General features: G+C 64.2%; 15 protein-coding genes. 4 read left to right on the top strand and 11 right to left on the bottom strand.

The features are described 5' to 3' along the window. Positions 1 to 40: 40 nt before the first annotated feature. The 6 genes from PCA31118_RS04875 to PCA31118_RS04855 form a co-directional block, all read right to left on the bottom strand. Entirely contained in the window at positions 41 to 697 is a 657-nt protein-coding gene (locus PCA31118_RS04875) for a DUF2239 family protein (RefSeq protein ID WP_150623423.1), read from the bottom strand. Positions 698 to 808: 111 nt separating this feature from the next. Continuing rightward, positions 809 to 2,104, bottom strand: coding sequence for a type II toxin-antitoxin system HipA family toxin (locus PCA31118_RS04870; RefSeq protein WP_150623420.1), 1,296 nt, complete (start codon positions 2,102 to 2,104; stop codon positions 809 to 811). A gap of 115 nt (positions 2,105 to 2,219) precedes the next feature. Next, positions 2,220 to 2,516: a helix-turn-helix transcriptional regulator gene (locus tag PCA31118_RS04865; RefSeq protein ID WP_150623418.1), complete on the bottom strand. Its 297-nt coding sequence runs from the start codon at positions 2,514 to 2,516 to the stop codon at positions 2,220 to 2,222. 114 nt (positions 2,517 to 2,630) lie between these two features. Further along, positions 2,631 to 3,047, bottom strand: a complete 417-nt coding sequence (gene arfB, locus PCA31118_RS04860) for an alternative ribosome rescue aminoacyl-tRNA hydrolase ArfB (protein ID WP_150623416.1) — start codon at positions 3,045 to 3,047, stop codon at positions 2,631 to 2,633. A 141-nt stretch (positions 3,048 to 3,188) separates the two neighbouring features. Beyond that, positions 3,189 to 3,362: a hypothetical protein gene (locus PCA31118_RS26955; protein WP_174990329.1), complete on the bottom strand. Its 174-nt coding sequence runs from the start codon at positions 3,360 to 3,362 to the stop codon at positions 3,189 to 3,191. Positions 3,363 to 3,967: 605 nt separating this feature from the next. After that, positions 3,968 to 4,759: a DUF2092 domain-containing protein gene (locus PCA31118_RS04855; RefSeq protein WP_150623414.1), complete on the bottom strand. Its 792-nt coding sequence runs from the start codon at positions 4,757 to 4,759 to the stop codon at positions 3,968 to 3,970. Between the two features lie 669 nt (positions 4,760 to 5,428). Between PCA31118_RS04855 and PCA31118_RS04850 the strand changes: the two genes are divergently transcribed. Further along, positions 5,429 to 6,043 carry a hypothetical protein gene (locus PCA31118_RS04850; protein WP_150623412.1) on the top strand — a complete coding sequence of 205 codons (615 nt, stop codon included), beginning with the start codon at positions 5,429 to 5,431 and terminating at the stop codon, positions 6,041 to 6,043. A gap of 124 nt (positions 6,044 to 6,167) precedes the next feature. Further along, complete coding sequence (locus PCA31118_RS04845) at positions 6,168 to 6,749, top strand: hypothetical protein (RefSeq protein WP_150623410.1); 582 nt, start codon at positions 6,168 to 6,170, stop codon at positions 6,747 to 6,749. On the opposite strand, the gene PCA31118_RS04840 is transcribed toward PCA31118_RS04845, so the two are convergent. Genes PCA31118_RS04840 through PCA31118_RS04820 form a run of 5 tightly spaced genes read right to left on the bottom strand, consistent with a single transcriptional unit; the run spans position 6,737 to position 15,130 of the window. Beyond that, positions 6,737 to 8,272: a heavy metal sensor histidine kinase gene (locus tag PCA31118_RS04840; RefSeq protein WP_150623407.1), complete on the bottom strand. Its 1,536-nt coding sequence runs from the start codon at positions 8,270 to 8,272 to the stop codon at positions 6,737 to 6,739. The genes PCA31118_RS04845 and PCA31118_RS04840 overlap by 13 nt on opposite strands. Positions 8,273 to 8,309: 37 nt before the next feature. Further along, on the bottom strand, positions 8,310 to 8,990 hold the full coding sequence (locus PCA31118_RS04835) for a heavy metal response regulator transcription factor (protein WP_150623405.1): 681 nt from the start codon (positions 8,988 to 8,990) through the stop codon (positions 8,310 to 8,312). Positions 8,991 to 8,999: 9 nt separating this feature from the next. After that, on the bottom strand, positions 9,000 to 10,571 hold the full coding sequence (locus tag PCA31118_RS04830) for an efflux transporter outer membrane subunit (protein WP_246190057.1): 1,572 nt from the start codon (positions 10,569 to 10,571) through the stop codon (positions 9,000 to 9,002). Further along, positions 10,568 to 11,866 (bottom strand): efflux RND transporter periplasmic adaptor subunit, encoded by a 1,299-nt coding sequence (locus PCA31118_RS04825; RefSeq protein WP_150623401.1) that lies wholly within the window; start codon positions 11,864 to 11,866, stop codon positions 10,568 to 10,570. The genes PCA31118_RS04830 and PCA31118_RS04825 overlap by 4 nt, the downstream gene beginning before the upstream one ends. Before the next feature lie 57 nt (positions 11,867 to 11,923). Next, a complete protein-coding gene (locus PCA31118_RS04820) occupies positions 11,924 to 15,130 on the bottom strand; it encodes an efflux RND transporter permease subunit (protein WP_150623399.1) in 3,207 nt (1,068 codons plus the stop codon). Between the two features lie 345 nt (positions 15,131 to 15,475). Here PCA31118_RS04820 and PCA31118_RS04815 point away from each other — a divergent pair, with 345 nt between their 5' ends. Together PCA31118_RS04815 and PCA31118_RS04810 are read left to right on the top strand one after the other, a co-directional pair. Continuing rightward, positions 15,476 to 16,609, top strand: a complete 1,134-nt coding sequence (locus PCA31118_RS04815) for a Dyp-type peroxidase (protein ID WP_150623397.1) — start codon at positions 15,476 to 15,478, stop codon at positions 16,607 to 16,609. Then, positions 16,606 to 17,436: a family 1 encapsulin nanocompartment shell protein gene (locus PCA31118_RS04810; RefSeq protein WP_150623395.1), complete on the top strand. Its 831-nt coding sequence runs from the start codon at positions 16,606 to 16,608 to the stop codon at positions 17,434 to 17,436. Before PCA31118_RS04815 ends, PCA31118_RS04810 begins: the two co-directional genes overlap by 4 nt. The last annotated feature ends 12 nt before the right edge of the window (positions 17,437 to 17,448 follow it).

Raw genomic sequence — 17,448 nt, 5'->3', positions numbered from 1 at the left:
GCGATAGGGTGACGCGTCTCGCTTGCGTCACCTGCTGCGCTTACGGTGCGGCGCCGGCGAGATCCTCGGTGGACGTCAGACGCATCAAATGCGTGCGTACGTCCTGCGGCCATTCGGCAATGCGTGCCTGTAGCGCGTCGAGGTCTTGCGCAAAGAGCGCGCGCGATGCCTCTTCGAAGTGGGGCAGGTCGCCCGCCATCGTCGACATGAAGCTGTACGCCCGTTCCTGCGCGCGACGTTGCGTGTCGCGCTCGGCATTGGCGCGGCGCGCTTCATCGATCAGTTTGCGAAGCGCGACGGAGGCGCCGCCGCGTTGCTCGGCAAGCCAGTCCCAGTGGCGCGGCAACAGCGTCACTTCGCGCGCGATGACACCGAGCTTGGGGCGTCCCCGGCTTTTCGGCGAGCTGTCGCCAGCGACGGTCGGGTCGGTGGGGGCCGCAGCGTCCTTTGCAGTGGCCGTGTCGGCAGCAGCTGCCGGCTCTGGGTAACGCGCGCGGATGTCCGCTGCGGTGCCGCGCACGTCGACGTCGCGCGTATCGCCCGTCAGGTTGTCGAAGATGAGGACCGAGGCGTTCGGGTCGGCGAGCATCGCCTGCTGAAAGGCGATGGCGGCGTCGGCAAGCGAGCCTGCGGCAATGCGGCGCTTGTCACGAAAGACGGTGTATCCGAGTGATCCGATGGGGGAGGCGGTGGTCACGGCAGACTCCAGTAGCGATAGTGTGGTGTCGATACCGGCGAATATTACCCGGGTGTTAATTGGATTGCAATATTATCCGGGTAATATTTTTGTGCTCATTGATCCATGCACTCAGGCAGTCAACGCCACACCGCCATTCAGACGCTCCAGCACGGTAGCCTTGACCGCGGGAGGGGCGTCGTCGAGCAGGGCTGACCAATCGGCCTGTGCTTGCTTCACCGTTTCTCGTGCAATAGTCATCAGGCGAGCGCTACGCAACAGCCCGGCGCCCTTGATAAGGGCTTCGAGGGCGGCCCAGTCAAACGCGCGCAGCGTCTTGTCGATCGCGCGATTCACGCCATAGTGCGACGGCGGCACGTCGTGGAAGAACGCGGCCACGCACACCGGATCGTAGACCGGCGCGAGTTGGGGCGTTCGGGCGTCCGGATAGATCAGCGCCCAGTTCTTGAGATGCGCGTCCGTATTGCCCAGCAGGATGAAAGCGATCAGCCGGCGCAAAAACTCCCGGACGTCCTGTACGGGCTGGCCGGAGAGTTGATCCAGCACGCGCAGCATCGTCGTGTAGTCGATGTCCAGACCGCGTCCGTACTTGCTGCGCGGTGGGTATTGAAGCACCTGGGCAAACTCTTCCATGTGTACGCGCCGGCCGTCGGGCAGACGATCGAAGCGCGGCACGGCGAGAATGTGTTCGAACGGCACCTGCTCGGGCAGATCTGCGTCATGTCGGGAGATGATTTCGGCTTTGGCGCAGTCGAGCGAGAGGGCTTCGCACAGACGGTAGCCGGTGAATTCGTTCTCGACGAGATCCGGATGGCGTGTCGTGGGCAGCTTGAGGATGACCGAGCCTGCACGTCCCTGACGCTTCACGACATAACGCCGCCCGTCGCGAATCGCAGAGAACTTCGTCACCACGCCCGGCAGGGAGGCGGCGTCTTCCACGGGCGTATCGACGAAACCCGGTTCGACCATTTCCAGCCCCAGCGCCGTATGCCAGCGATGCACGACGTCCGGCACGCCTTCACGGGCGGGTACCGGTTCGACTTCCAGCGCGCCCATCAGATCATGGCCTGCGGCGGCGAGCAGTTCGAATTCGTCATCCGGGCTGCAATGACGCTCGGCGGCCAGACGCTCGCGATTGTGGCCTTCGGGCAGCAGGTTTTCGAAATACACCGGCCAGCGCCCGTCGGTCCGCACGAGACGGACGTCCTGAGGCGATGCAAGAATTTCGCGCGTTGCGCTTTCGTTAGCACCGCGATAGGCGAGCGAGAGTACCGGCCGCCGGGCGTCGGCGATGTAGTCCTCGTCGAACGACATGCGAAGGATGTCGCCGTACTGCGAGAGGTAGCCGATGGCACAACGCGTGCCATCAGGCTGATGCAAATAAGCGCGCAAGTATTTGATGTTCATGGCAAGCGTCTCATTGACCCCGTTTGTCTTTTCTGGCTCATGGGGCTCATCGGGCTCATTAGGTCTGGCAGGTCGACGGCGTCATCGCGGGGCGAGCTCGCACGGAGTGGCCGGATCAGCCTCCGAGCGTCTCGACGATGGAAGGGGGGGCTGACACCCCGCTGGGCTGCGCAAGGTATTTGCCGCCCGAGCGAAGAAATGCCTCGACTTCCTGCCGCAGGCCTGCAGGCACCAGCATGGGTTCGAGGCCGAGCGCGCGGGCCAGCTCCAACACGGTCGACATACGGGGGTCGAGGGCGCCGGACTCCATTTTCTGCACGGTCATGCGCGACAGGCCGGCCCGATCGGCGAGTTCAGCCTGTGTCAGTCCGGCGTCTTTGCGGGCGGTAACCAGCGGTTCCATAAAGCTCATAGCAATGTGCTTTTTACGGGAAATGATGCTTTATCTTAGCATTTCCTCAAGACATTGCTAACGAAAAGCTAATAGAAATTAGCTTTTAGGTAAAAATGTTAATAATAGTTAGCATTACTCATCCCGACCCGACTGAACCTTCCCGCGCGAGGCCTTGACCCGCGAGCGAACTTGTTTGGCATCGCGACGGCGCACCTGACTCGCAAGCGTCGGCCGAGTCGGCACGCGGCGTCGTGGGATCACGGCGGCTGCGTCGACGAGGGCTTGCAGGCGCGCAAGCGCGTCAGCCCGGTTGAGCTCCTGCGACCGGTGTTGTTGTGCCTTGATAACGATCACGCCGTCCTGGGTGATGCGGCTGTCGAGCCGGGCGAGCAGGCGCGCCTTGATCTCGTCGGGCAGCGACGAGCGCATGACGTCAAAGCGCAGGTGAATGGCACTGGAGACTTTGTTGACGTTTTGACCGCCGGCGCCTTGAGCGCGCATGGCCGTCAATTCGACGTCTTCGGGGGCGATGAGAATGCGTCGGTTCATTGCGCAAGGATACCGTTGCCGCCAAGCCATCCACAAGCGCGCGCCGATGCAGCCCGGCACGGACTGACGGAATGAAAATGGCGCCGGACGCAATGTCCGGCGCCATTCGTGCAGCCACGCGCGTTCGGCAAGACGCGCGCCTCAGTGCGGTGCCGCAACCACGACGAAGTTGACTGTGGTGCCGGAATAGACCGGCTGATACCACGTCGAGCCGCAATGCTGATAGGCCACGTTGTTGACGACCGTGCTCACGCAACTGGGTGGCAACGAGGCGACCGTCGAGCCGATGATCGCGGCCGACACCCCAATGGTCACGGCTGCCGCCACGGGGTCATACCAACCACCGCCCCAGTAGTAGGGAGGGGGTGGCGGAGGCGGCGGAGGCGGCGGCGGGGGCGGATGAGGCCCCGGGCCGGGCCCCGGTCCGGGGGGCGGTCCTGGCGGGTGAGGTTGTGGCCCCGGGCCAGGACTTGGCCCCGGACCCGGCGGATGCGGGCCCGGGCCGGGGTTGGGTGATGGATTCGGCCCGGGCCCCGGGCCAGGCCCGGGATGCGGTCCCGGCCCCGGCGGTTGCCCGCCTGCATGGGGCGGCCCACCGGATGGACCACCCGCATTGGCGTGCATCGGGGCACCGCCTCGGGTGGCGCCGCTCAAGTTGCCCTGACGGGGGGCGCCGCCGCCCTCGAATCCACCGCCGCCATGAAACCCGCCACCGCCGTGGAATCCGCCACCGCCGCCGGCATGCAGGCTGGTGCGCGCACCGCCACGGAAACCGAACCCGTGGCTTGCAGTGGACGTCATGACGAGAACGGCCGCAGCGGCCAGGCATGTGGCGCGCGCGATGGTGCTAACACGCGGCTTGCGCAATTTTTCGGCGTTAAAAGAAGACAAAGACGAAGACGAGGCTGAGGTCGATCGCATCATTTCTGACCTCCTGTCGGGGGAGCGCCTTCCGCAGCGGGTGGACGCATCTCAATGCGCTGCGCGCCGGCCGGCACCTTATACGTGAACGTACCTGCCGCAAACGTGGGATTGACGTCCCAGCGGTAATTCACCGAATGCCGCGGGCGTGACGGCTGCGACGTATCCGTAATCACGAACCGGCAGGGCACCGGTCGCGAGCCGGCGCTGATCCACAGTTCCCAGTCCACGTCCGGTTGTTGGTAGGCGTAGTGATTGCACCATTCTCCACCGACCCGGTCGAGCCCGATAAACAAAGCCGAACGTAACTGCGCTGCGTCGTCGGGATCCATTCCCCAATAGAAAAGATCCGCCAGCGGCATGCCGATCCGGTATTTCTCGTCGATATCCCGAATCAGTCCGTCAATCGTTGGCGGGGCGCCGACCTGGCTGTAATAGCGCTTGCCCTGCGATTGCTCGTAAAGCGTAAAGGTCTTGCCGTCATAGACGAAACCGCGATTGCGCGCCTGACCGGTCACGACGGCTCGCACTTTGTCGGGACGCTGAACCGATAACTCGGTGTGATGCAGAAACCCGACATTTTGTCCGGTACTCAACACGGCGTCCGTTACCGTATCCGCGTCCACGTGAAAGCGCTTGAGCGAGCGCAAATACCGACTCATTTTCGTGAGCGCGTCAACCGCGCCCTGTTGCATTTCCGGCATGCCCTGAACGGGCAGGGAACTGTCCGCCTGAGGCGCCTGAGACATGGCCGGCGTGGTCGCGAACAGCGTGCCTGCCAGCATGGCCATGGCAAGGGCGCGGGGCGGATTTCGTCGGGGAATACGTCGAGAGTACGGGAAAGGCACTGTGTGACCTCATTCGAATGGTGGAACTGAACGGGACGACAACCAATGCAGACGCGACGCCGGATGGCGCGCAGGCATGACCATGCGACAAAGCCCGATGCCCGTGCGGTGTCGAGACAGAGTCGAAATCCGCCCCCGTGCAGCCTGATGCCGAGGGAAGGTCGGGTCAAAATGCGTGGAGCCAGAATAGTGATTTGGATTGCAAACTGTCAAGGCCGGAAACCATCATCCGAACGGATTAAGAATTACTTGAATTACACGGATAATTTTGTAACAAGGTGTGACGGTATCCACGTAAGAAAGGAATTCGTTACTACTTTCGCTGGTGAAAAACGTTGATCTGCATCAAGGCGCGATATTTATTGAACCCATGCATCGTCATTTTTCCGCCCATGTATGGAAATTCGCGGGTAATTTAAATTACTTTTATCTGTTTTGATATTTGGTATGCAATCCGAAATCAACTTGCGCCTTTGAATTATTTTGTTACTATCCGATGGAAACATACGGGTTAATACGCGGTCTGCAGCGCCCGGTGTTTTAGTTCGGATAATTAACTAGATGCGATCCCGGTGGCGGGAATCGCGTTCATCGATAACAAAAGGACTCACCATGAAGCTCACGAATGCCATGATTCTGGCCGGTTTGTTGTCGTTGGGAACGGTAGTACACGCGCAGGACGCAGCGCGTCCCGCGCCCATCGTCGCCGGTGGCGTGGTCGAATACCGCACGACCTTGCTCGGCGTCGATGCGAAGAATCGCAGCATCAAGGTGGCAGACGATCACGGCAAGCCGGTCACGTTCCTCCTCGGCCCGGACGTCAGAAACTTTGAACAGCTTCGTAAAGGGGATAAGGTCATCGTTGCGTACGAACGCTCCGTGGCCATCTCGGTCGCTCCTGGCGATGGCATTCGCAGCCGGGTGGTGACCGAAGGTGCCGACCGCGCCGCGCCGGGTGAGAAGCCCGCCGCCGACGCGGCCCGTAACCTGAAGGTCGTGGCAACGGTGCAGCGCATCGATCGCAAGTCGAATGTGATTACGCTGCGCGGTCCGCAACGCACGGTCGACGTGAATGTCGAGGATCCGAAGCTGCTCGAAGGCGTGAAGGTGGGCGATTCCGTGACGGTGAACTACACCGAAGCGATCGCAGTTGCGGTCACGCCGGATCCGTCGGCCGGCAAGAAGAAGTGGGTACCGCCCGTGCCTGCATCGGCACCGAAGCCCTGAAGTATCGTCTGACGGCTGCGATGCATTGTCCGCAGCCGGTTTGACGGTCGTGTCGCCGGTGTTGCCAGCCATGGCCCATCGGCGCACGAGCCCCCCCTGATACGGCAAGCACCCGGAGATCGCCATGGCACGGTCCGCCTTGAAGTTCGACGATGCAACCTATGCTGCCTTGCTCGGCGCCGCGCGCGATGCGGACGCAGCACATCCTCATAACAACCCCGCCTTCCTCGATGCCTTCCTGGCGGATGCATGGAAAGCCGCGCATCGGATTTACGGCGCGCAAACCTATCTGCGCTTCATGGCGCAGGCGGGGGTGACGCGTCGCCCAAGCGCCGGCACCGTGCAAAAGGCCATTGTGCGCGCGCGTTCGATTTACGAAACACCGCTCGCCCCGGCCTTCGGCGCACTGCCCGCCACTGGCGGATCCGTGTGGGCGCAGCAACTCGAGCAGAATCTGGCGCGCGCCATGACCCTGCTCGACGCCATGCCCGAGAGCCACAACGCGCTTGGCGACGGCGTAGCCGACGTCGCGGATGCCATGCGGCGCGTGCAGCATCTCGAACGGGAAAACCTGGAGTTACGTGCGCGCCTCGCGCAGATGACGGTCGCCGCTGCCTACGCCCGCGAAGCGCTGGGTGAGACGCTGACGGTCTTCGCGCCGCACGCGTTGCAGCAGGCCAGCAGCCTGAGCCGTCACGGCGTCTGACGCGCAAGCGTCGTCGTGGCGGGACCGGCGGGCGAGGGCGGCATGGCCGATGGCGTGCTGCCGTCGCCCCCTGTCCCGGTATCAGCCGGGCGCGTCTGACCTTCGACATTGGCGCCAGCGTTGCCCGTGCGTCCGGTGGCGATGGAAAAACCGAATCGGTTAAGGCCGTTCGCGCTGCGTGCCCACACCGTCCCGCCATGCATCTCGGCAATCGCCTTGACGATGGCCAGCCCCAATCCGTGGTTCTCGCGACTGTTCGTGCGCGAGGCCTCCGCACGGTAAAAGCGGTCGAACAGATGCGCGAGCACGTCCGGTGCGATCGGCTCACCGGGATTGACGACTTCGATGTTCACGCGTCGGGTGTCGTCCGCGCGCGCGTCGTGCGGTTCGGCAGCTTGCGCATCGATGTGCACGTCGATGTTGGCGCCCGGCGCGCAATGTTCGACGGCGTTCATGACCAGATTGGCCAATGCGCGGCCGAATAGCGCCTTGTTGACCAGGGCGAAGGCGCTGCCGTGCAGTCGCGCGGTGACTTGTGCCTCTTCCAGCGCAATCTCGAGAAATTCCAGCGTATGCGCCGCTTCGCTGGCGAGCGACAGCGCCGTGAGCCCTGTGGCGCGCTCGCCCTGATCGGCCCGGGAGAGGAAGAGCATATCGTTGACGATGGTGCGCATGCGGCCCAGTTCTTCGAGATTCGACTGCAACAGGACCCGCAATTCCTCGACTGGCCGCTCCCTTGTGAGCGCCACTTCCGTTTGCCCGATCAGAATCGTGATCGGCGTGCGCAACTCATGGGCGACATCGGCATTGAAAGACTCCAGTCGTTCGTAAGCACTGTCCAGCCTCGCCAGCGCACCGTTGAACGAGTGGGTGAGATCGTCGAGCTCGACCGGCAGTGACCGGGTATCCAGGCGCTGCGAACGGTTGTCAGGACGAATTTCGGACGCTTCGCGCGTGAGCCGCCGCAATGGCGACAGGCCGAGTCGCGTCACGGAAAAAGTGAGCAGCAGCACGCCCAACGCACCTAAACCGGAGAGCGCCGCCAGACTCAGGCCGAACGCCCGCAATGTCTGCTCGTTCGGGGCATAACTGGCGGCGACTTGCAGCGCGACCGCGGGACGCGTGCCGTAAGGCGGCAAAATCTCGCGCGTGGTCAGCATGTCGTCGCCGCCGTTGTCGGGACTTAGCCTGACATACCCGTTGGATAGCCGCTTGACGAACATGCCGCTCACCGGGGTGCCGAACGTGTAACGCGGGTCGTCGCTCGTGACGGCGTAGGTCGTGGTGCCGTCGCGCGGCGTCATGTCGCTCAGCTTCTCGCGCACGATCTGCCACTTCTCGGGCGTACCGCCGTGGTAGACGATGATATGGGCGATCTGTGCCCGGTCGTCGAGCGATTCGCGCAGGTGCCGCTCCAACTGCACGCGCAGCACCAGATACAACGCCGCGCCCACGAGGGCGAATACCGACAGCGCCACAACGGCGAACATGGCGGCAAGGCGTCGGGAGATCGAGTGTTTCACGGTGGCGAGGTCGGTGCAGGTTCTCTCGGACGTGGCCTCAGGCCTGCGCCTCGCGCACTTCGAGCACGTAGCCCATGCCGCGCACGGTGTGCAGCAGCTTGGTCGTGAACGGGCCGTCGAGTTTGGCGCGCAGCCGCTTGATGGCGGTTTCCACCACGTTCGTATTGCTGTCGAAATTGACGTCCCAAACGAGTTCGGTGATCGCCGTCTTCGACAGGATGTCGCCCTGACGGCGCGCCAGCACCGAGAGCAACTGGAATTCCTTGGCGGTGAGATCGAGGCGATGGCCGTCTCGGGTCGCGCGGCGTCCGATGAGGTCGACGAACAGGTCGCCTACCGAAATCAGCGTCGATTCCTGTACACGCGTGCGGCGTGCCAGCGCATGCAGGCGTTCGACCAGTTCGATGAACGAGAACGGCTTGGTCAGATAGTCGTCGGCGCCTTCGCGAAGCCCGCGCACACGGTCGTTCACGTGATCGCGGGCGGTGAGCATGATGACCGGCGTCGACTTGCGTTCGCGCAAGGCGGCAAGCACCGCGAAGCCATCGCGTTTGGGAAGCATGACATCGAGCACGATCACGTCGTAGTCGAACTCCAGCGCCAGATGTGTGCCTTCCTCGCCATCGAGCGCTACGTCGACCACCCAGCCTTGCTCGGTGAGCCCGGCGCGCAGATAGTCCACTACCTTTTGTTCGTCTTCAACGATCAGCACTTTCATGTCGTTACCTCATCTTTGCGCATTATACGAGTCGGCGGATGCGCCGTCGGGCACGACGGCGACCGGGGCGACCGGGGCGACCGACCGCGCCGGGGAAGCCGGGGAGGCTGACGATGCCGCGGATGCAGAGGGTGTCGATGTCTCCGAAGGCTGCCATCCGCCACCCAGCGCCTTGACCAGTGCCACCGACAGGACGAGTTGCTGCCCCCGTATCTGCACGTCCTGACGTTCGCTGGCGAGCGCCGCCTGCTGCGCCGTGATGACGCTCAGATACGCCGTCAGGCCACCCGAATAACGATCGTTCGCGAGGCCCAGCAGGCGTTCGGCGTCACCGACGGCCGCGCGTGACTCGCGGGCGGCCGCGTCCAGCACCGACAGGCCGGTGACGCCGTCCTGTACCTGCTGGAACGCCGTGAGCACCGTTTGGCGATAGTTTGCTTCGACTCCGCGATACCCGGCGCTGGCGAAGTCGACGTTGGCCTGACGTCGGCCGCCGTCGAAGACGACTTGCGACGCCACGGTGCCAAGCGTCCACAACAGACTTGGCGCCGACAGCAGACTGGCGAATTCGGTACTCTGCCAGCCGATCCCCGGGTTGAGCGTCAGACTGGGGAAGAACGCCGCCTTCGCCACGCCGATTTGCGCGTTCGCCGCGGCCATGCTGCGCTCGGCGGACGCAACGTCGGGGCGCCGTTGCAAGAGGTCGCTGGGCACGCCGAGGGGAATCGGCGGCAGCACGCCCGGCAATGGGCCGGGCGCCACGGTGAACGCTGGTGCCGGCACGCCGACGAGGGCGGCGATGGCATGCTCGTACTGATCGCGCTGCTGGTGTAACAGACGCGCCTGCACGCGCGTGGTGTCCAGTTGCGATTGCTGCTGGAGCACGTCCAGTCCCGAGACGGCCCCCAGATCATGCTGCGCGCTCACGTAGTCGAGCGCCTTTTGCTGCAACGCGACCGACTGATCCAGTACCTTGATCTCCGCATCCACCTCCCGCAACTGAAAGTACGCAGTTGCCAGTTGTGTGGTGAGGATCAGCCGGGCGTTCGCCAGGTCGTCGCGCGCCTGTTCGGCGGATGCCTGTGCGCCTTCGACCTGACGGCGGATGCGCCCGAACAGGTCGGTGTCGTAGCTCACGCCGAGGCCGAGCTGCACGTTGTTCTGGACCGTCGACATGCTCGCCGACGAGTAGCTCGTGACCGGCCGGTTTGCCGAAATGCGCTGGCGAGCCAGGCCGAAAGACGCATCGACCTCCGGCAGACGTTGCGCCGACACACCGGACAGGGTCGCCTGCGCCTGATCGTAATGGGCGAGGGCAGCGGCAAGCGTCTGGTTCTGGGCGAGCGCCTGGGTTTCGAGCGCATCGAGCGTCGGTTCGCGGAACGCCTTCCACCAGTCGGGCTGCAGCGCTGCGTGAGAGGGCTGCGCCAGTTTCCAGTAACCGTCCGTCTTCCAGTCGGCCGGTGTGGCGACGTCGGGGCGATGGTAATCCGGGCTCACCGCGCATGCACCCAGCAGTGCACTGAGCGCGGCGGCCGTCAGCGTCGCTCCCAGCGGGACACTGCGCGTGAGCGCGCTCACGATTCGGCTCCCTGCGGTTTGGCGCTCGTGCCTTGTTGACTGCGCTCACCGCTCACACCGCTCCCACCGCCCGATTTCACGCCGGAAGCGGCCTTCACGTCGAGCGCCCTGGCTTGCACGTGGTCGCCATCGTCGATGGAATCGCTCGGATTGACGACCACGCGGTCGGTCGGCGCGACACCATCGGCCAGTTCCAGCGACTGTCCGAGGTCCTGAGCGATCACGATCTTGTGCAGATGCACGACACCCTGATCGTCGACCACGGCCACGCGCGGACCTTCCGCACGAAACAGCAGCGCATTGGCGGGCACGCTCAGGTGCGCCTGCACGGCGCCGGGCAGCGCCAACTGCACGTACGCGCCGGGACGCAGTTTCCCGTCCGGGTTCGGCAAGGCGGCCTCGATCTGGAGCGAGCGTGTCGCCACGTCGATGGCGCCCGACACGTGGGTGATCTTGCCCTGGAAGTGCTGGCCGGGAAGTTCGGCCTGCGTCACCACCACAGACTGGCCGACGGCCACACCCTGCGCATATGCCTGCGGCACCTGGACATAGACACGCAACGGGTCCGTCTGCGCCAGCGAAAACAACGCCTGACTGTTGCCGCTGCCCGCAGTAACCAGGTCACCGATGTCGACGTTGCGTTGCGTGATGACGCCGTCGAAGGGCGCGACGATGCGTTTGAACGATTCCAGTTGCTGGAGCCGCTTGACGTTGGCGTCCGCCGCCGCGAGGTTGGCGACGCCTTGCGTGTAGGTGCTCTGGCGCTCATCCAATTCCTGCTGGGAGACGGCATCGCGCTGGCGCAATTGCTGCCAGCGCGCGAGCGACGACTTCGCCAGTCCGAGAGACGCGTTGATCTGATTGCGCTGGGCGACGGCCTGGGCCAACTCCTGATCGATTTCGGGCGTGTCCAGATCGGCGAGCAACTGACCTTGCTTCACGCGCACGCCGATGTCGACATAGCGGTGCAGCACGTACCCGGTCGCCCGGGCGTAGATCGGCGACTCGACGGCGCCGCGCAGCGTGGCGGGGAGCAGCGTCTCGCTCGCTTTGGTCGCCTGCGGCGTGACGACGCTCACATACTGCGCGGCGTTGCGCTGCGTCACCTCGGCGACTTCGCGGCGTTGCAGCGCGTTAGAGAGGGTGGTGCGCGCAGCGCCCGCCGCCAGCAGCAAGGCCACGACGATCAGCGCAATTCTCGCGCGTCGGAATTCGCCCCGCCGAGGGGGCAACTGCCGACCCTCGGCGGGGTCGTGCTCGGGGATCGCCAGTTCGGCGTGATGTTTCTCGGTCATGTCGTTCAACCCGTCAAATCTTGGTATCTGGTGTGTTGGGTGTCGGTCGTGGCGCTTTCAGTGGTTCGCGCGGTCGTCGTCGCCACCGGGTGCTTCGCGCGTTGCTTGTGCCGTACGCCGGGCGTGGCGTCGTGCGAGTCGCGTGTGAACGCCGGCGAAGACCAGCGGCACGAAAAAGAGCGTCGATACCGTGGCGAACATCAGCCCGCCGATCACCGCGCGGCCCAGCGGTGCGTTCTGTTCCGCACCTTCCCCGAGGCCGAGCGCCATGGGCACCATGCCGATGATCATGGCCAGCGCGGTCATCAGTACCGGCCGAATGCGGCTCGCTCCGGCTTCGAGCGCGGCGGTGAGCGGCGCCATGCCGGCTTGCATGCGCTGTCGCGCGAAGGCGACCACGAGAATGCTGTTCGCGGTCGCGACCCCCATCGTCATGATGGCGCCGGTCAGCGCGGGCACCGACAGCCGGGTGCCGGACAGGAACAGCATCCAGACGATACCCGCCAGCGCGGCGGGCAGGGCGCTCACGATGATGAGCGGGTCGACCCAAGACTGAAAGTTCACCACGATGAGCAAATACACGAGCACGATGGCCATCGCCACGCCGATGCCCAGGCCCAGGTACGAGCTTTGCATCGTGCTGACCTGACCACGTACGACGATCTGGCTGCCACGCGGCAGCGCCTGCCTGGCCTGAGCGACCAGGCGGTTGATGTCACCGGCCACGCTGCCCAGATCCCGGCCTTCCACGCTCACGAAAATGTCGATGACCGGTCGGATGTTGTAGTGGCTCACCACGGCGAAGCGCTGCGTCGGCTCGACCTTCACGAAGTTGCCCAGCAACTGCGACTGTCCGGTGCCGGTCGTTCCTGCGACCGGCAGACGCAGCAAGTCGTCGATGGAACTGATGCGGTATTGCGGCGACTGCACCGAGAGGCTGTACTCCACGCCGTTCTGTTCATTGAACCAGAAGCCGGGGGAAGTCTGCGAACTGCCCGAGAGCGAAATCAGCACATTCTGGGCGACGGCATTGGCGTTCAGATTCAGTTGCTGCAAACGCGTGCGGTCCATGTCGAGGTGGATCGTCGGGGCGTTCACCCGTTGCTGGATGTGCGCATCGACGGTCCCCGGTACCTGGCGCACCTGCTTGAGCAGCTTCGTCGCCACGTCGAAATTCGCCAGTTGCTGGTTGCCGCTGATCTGAATGTCGATGGCTGCGGGCAGGCCGAAGTTGAGGATCTGCGTGACGATGTCCGCCGGCTGAAAGAAGAACTCCACGCCGGGGAAGCGTTGCGGCAGGAGGGCGCGCAGCTTGTCGACGTACGTCGCGCTCGGGTGGTGGTCCGGCGTCAGCGCGATCTGAATCTCGCCATCGAGCGTGCCGATCGTCCCGGCGTTGCTGTACGACAGGTTGATGCCGCTGTAGGGCAGGCCGAGGTTGTCGAGAATCGTCTCCAGTTCGTTGGCGGGGACCACCTCGCGCACCACTTTCTCGACTTCGTCGGCCAGCCGCGCCGTTTCTTCGATGCGCGTGCCTGTCGGCGCGCGCATGTGCATGCGGATGTTGCCCGCATCGACCGATGGAAAGAAGTCCGCGCCCAGCGCGAACACCAGCCCCATCGACAGAACACAGAATGCGAGAAACCCTGTCGCGAAAACGCGGCGGCGCACCAGCAGCGTGGAGAGCACCACGATATAGGCCGCGCGCATGCGCTCGAACCCGGCGTCAAAGCGCAGGTAGAGGCGGCGGAACATGCCTGGCCTGGCATTTGGCGCGCCCGCGTGCGCATGACCCATGAGCAGCATGGCGAGCGTGGGCACGAGCGTGCGCGAGAGGATGTACGACGCGAGCATGGCGAATACCACCGCCTCGGCCAGCGGCACGAAGAGGTAGCGCGCCACGCCCGTGAGGAAGAACATCGGCACGAACACGATGCAGATACACAGGGTCGAGACGAGCGCCGGCACGGCGATTTCGCCCGCGCCGTCGAGAATCGCCTGATGCAGGGGCGTGCCCATGTGAAGATGCCGCTCGATGTTCTCGATGGTCACGGTCGCGTCGTCGACCAGAATCCCCACCGCCAGCGCCAGCCCGCCCAGCGTCATGATGTTGATCGTCTGGCCGAGCGCGTGAAGCGCGAGCAGCGAGGACAGGATCGAGAGCGGGATCGAAATGGCGATGATGCAGGTGCTGCGCCAGTTGCCGAGGAACAGCAGGATCATGGCGGCGGTGAGCGCCGCGGCGATCAGCGCTTCATGAATCACGCCCTGCACCGCAGCTTTCACGAAGACAGACTGATCGAAAAGGGCCGAGATATGAAGATCGGCAGGCAAGGCCGCTCTGGCCTCCGGCAGAATCGCCTTGAGCGAGTCTACGACCGACAGCGTCGAGGCGTCGCCCGTCTTCATCACGGACATGAGCACGCCGCGCTGGCCGTTCTGACGCACGATGTTCGTCTGCGGCGAGAAGCCGGTGCGAACGTGGGCGACTTCGCGCAGATAGGTCGTGGCCCCGGCAACGGTGCGTACCGGGATGTTGTTCAATCCCTCCACCGTCGGAGGAGAGCCGTTCATGTCAACGGTATATTCCCGCGGCCCGATCTTGGCGGTGCCGGTCGGCAGAATCAGGTTCTGTGCGTTGACCGCGGCGACCACGTCCTGTGCCGTCAGGCCCTTGGCAAGCAGTGCGCGCGTGTCGATGTCGACCGAAATCAGCCGCGTCTTGCCGCCATACGGATAGGGCACCGCGGCGCCGGGAATCGTCACGAGCTGCGGACGCAGGAAATTGAGCGCGGTGTCGTTGAGCGCCGGTTCGGACAGGCTCGGGCTCGACAGGCCCAACTGCATGACCGGAATCGACGACGCCGAGTAACTGATGACCAGCGGCGGCGTCGCTCCCGGCGGCATTTGCTTGACCTGCGCCTGTTCGACCGCGACGACCTGCGCAATGGCGGTCTGAATGTTGGCCGTCGGTTGCAGGAAGATCTTGATGATGCCGATGCCGGGCAGCGACTGCGACTCGATGTGCTCGATGTTGTTGACGGTCGTCGTCAGCCCGCGTTCGTTGCCGGAAATCATCCGGTCGGCAATGTCCTGTGCGGACAGGCCGTTATAGGTCCAGATGACGCTGATGACAGGGATGTTGATTTCCGGCAGCACATCCACGGGGGTGCGCATGAGCGCGAGCGGCGTGGCGAGCAGAATCAGAATGGCCATCACGATGAACGTGTAGGGCCGTTTGAGCGCAACGTTGACAATCCACATGATTCAGACGCGCTCGGGCGCAGTCACAGGCGTATGGAGGAGGGCCGTGCCGTGAGCGCAGCATGGCGCGCCACCGGTATCGGAAGGATCGCCGCCATGGTAGGGGCGCACGCCCAACGCCAAAATGGCGCGAAAATGGCGAAATTGACAGAATTCGAACGACGGTCCGTAAACCCGCGCCGTATAAGGCTTTGCTCGACGGCATGCCTGCGGGAGTGGCATATTACGGCGTGTTGCGTTATAAAGTTGACGTACCAAAAGTCGCCGCCCGATAGCCTACGGTCTGCCTTTCGACCGCCGTTGCCGTGGCTGGCGTCGAGAACCCAAGCCCCACGCAGGAAAGCAATGACCGAACGCCCGACGTCCCCCCCTGAACCTCAGCCGGTTTCCGGCAAAGTCACCCGCAGCGCCATCTTCCTCGTCGCCACGATTCGCGACGATGAGGCCGCGCACGCCGCTGTGCGAGGCTGGTGTGCCGATGCCGCCGCTTATGTGCGCGCGGTCGGCAAGCGCGTGCCCACGGGCAATCTGTCGTGCGTGGTCGGCTTTAGCGACAACGCCTGGGATCGCCTGTTCGGCGCGCCGCGTCCGGCCGAGCTGCATCCGTTTCGGGAGTTCGGCTCGGGCAAGCGTCACGCCCCGGCCACGCCGGGCGACTTGCTGCTGCACATTCGCGCCGAGCAGATGGACCTGTGCTTCGATCTCGCCACGCTCATGCTGGGCAAGCTGGGCGACGCCGTGACCGTGGTCGACGAAGTCCACGGCTTCCGCTATTTCGATATGCGCGCCATGATCGGCTTCGTCGATGGCACCGAGAATCCGGAAGGCCAGGAGGCGCTCGATTTCACGGTGATGGGCGACGAAGACCCCGAGTTCGCCGGTGGCAGTTACGTGCTGGTGCAGAAGTATCTGCACGACATGACGGGCTGGAACGCACTGCCGGTCGAAGTGCAGGAGCGCATTATCGGCCGCACCAAATTTTCGGACGTCGAACTCGACGAGGACGTGAAGCCGAGCAATTCTCACAGCGCGCTGACCACGCTCGAAGTGGACGGCAAGGAAGTGAAGATCCTGCGCGACAACATGCCGTTCGGGCGCCCCGGATCGGGCGAGTTCGGCACGTTTTTCATCGGATACGCCCGCTCGCCGTGGCCCATCGAGCAAATGCTCGAGAACATGTTCGTCGGCAAGCCGCCCGGCAACTACGACCGCCTGCTCGACTTCAGCACGGCCGTGACCGGCGGACTGTTCTTCGTGCCCTCGGCGGCCCTGCTCGAAGCGCTGGCGGAGCGCTCGCCGCAGGCGGCTGCGGCCGAATCCGCCAACGTCATCAAAACCCTGATCGATGCCCAGCCGTCGAGCGTTCAGGTGCTCGACCGGTCTGTGGCAACGGCGCAAACCACTTCTCATCAGGCGAGCCCCGCCATTGCGGACGGCTCGTTGCAAATCGGATCGCTCAAAGGAGTTTCTCAGGCATGAATAACCTGCATCGCGAACTGGCCCCCATTTCGAGCGCCGCGTGGGCGCAAATCGAAGAAGAGGTGGCCCGTACATTCAAGCGCACGGTGGCCGCTCGTCGCGTTGTCGACGTCAAGGGCCCGAGCGGTCTGGCGCTCTCCGGTGTCGGCACCGGTCATCAGCAGGCCATCGACGCGCCGCTCGACGGCGTGAGCGCGCGTCAGCGCGAGGTGCTGCCGCTCGTGGTGCTGCGCGTGCCGTTCGAGCTCTCGCGCGAAGCGATCGACGATGTCGAGCGAGGCGCGAACGATTCGGACTGGCAACCGGCCAAGGACGCGGCGATCAAGCTGGCGTACGCCGAAGACCGTGCCATCTTCGACGGCTACGAGGCCGCGCGCATTACGGGCGTGCGTCAGGGTTCCTCGAATCCCGTGCTGCCGCTGCCGGACGACATTGCCGATTACCCGACGGTCATTGCCAAAGCGCTGGAGCAACTGCGTCTGGAAGGCGTTGACGGTCCGTACAGTGTGTTGCTGGGCGCCGACGCGTACACCGCCGTGGCCGAAGCCAACGACCAGGGTTATCCGATTCTCGAGCACATCGGCCACATCGTGAGCGGCGAGATCATCTGGGCGCCGGCCATTGACGGCGGCTGCATTCTCTCGACGCGCGGCGGTGACTACGAGATGCACATCGGCCAGGACGTCTCCATCGGTTACCTCGATCACACGGCCACGACCGTTCGACTGTATCTGGAAGAGACCTTTACGTTCCTGATGCTCACGGCCGAGGCCGGTGTGTCGGTGGGCAATGCCAAGCCTGTCGGTGCGAGAAAGAAGTCGAAGTAATGCGTCTAACTT

Source organism: Pandoraea captiosa, from assembly GCF_902459775.1.
GTDB lineage: Bacteria > Pseudomonadota > Gammaproteobacteria > Burkholderiales > Burkholderiaceae > Pandoraea > Pandoraea captiosa.
The sequence above is the reverse complement of the archived record's forward strand: the minus strand, read 5'-3'. Positions and strand labels throughout refer to the sequence as shown.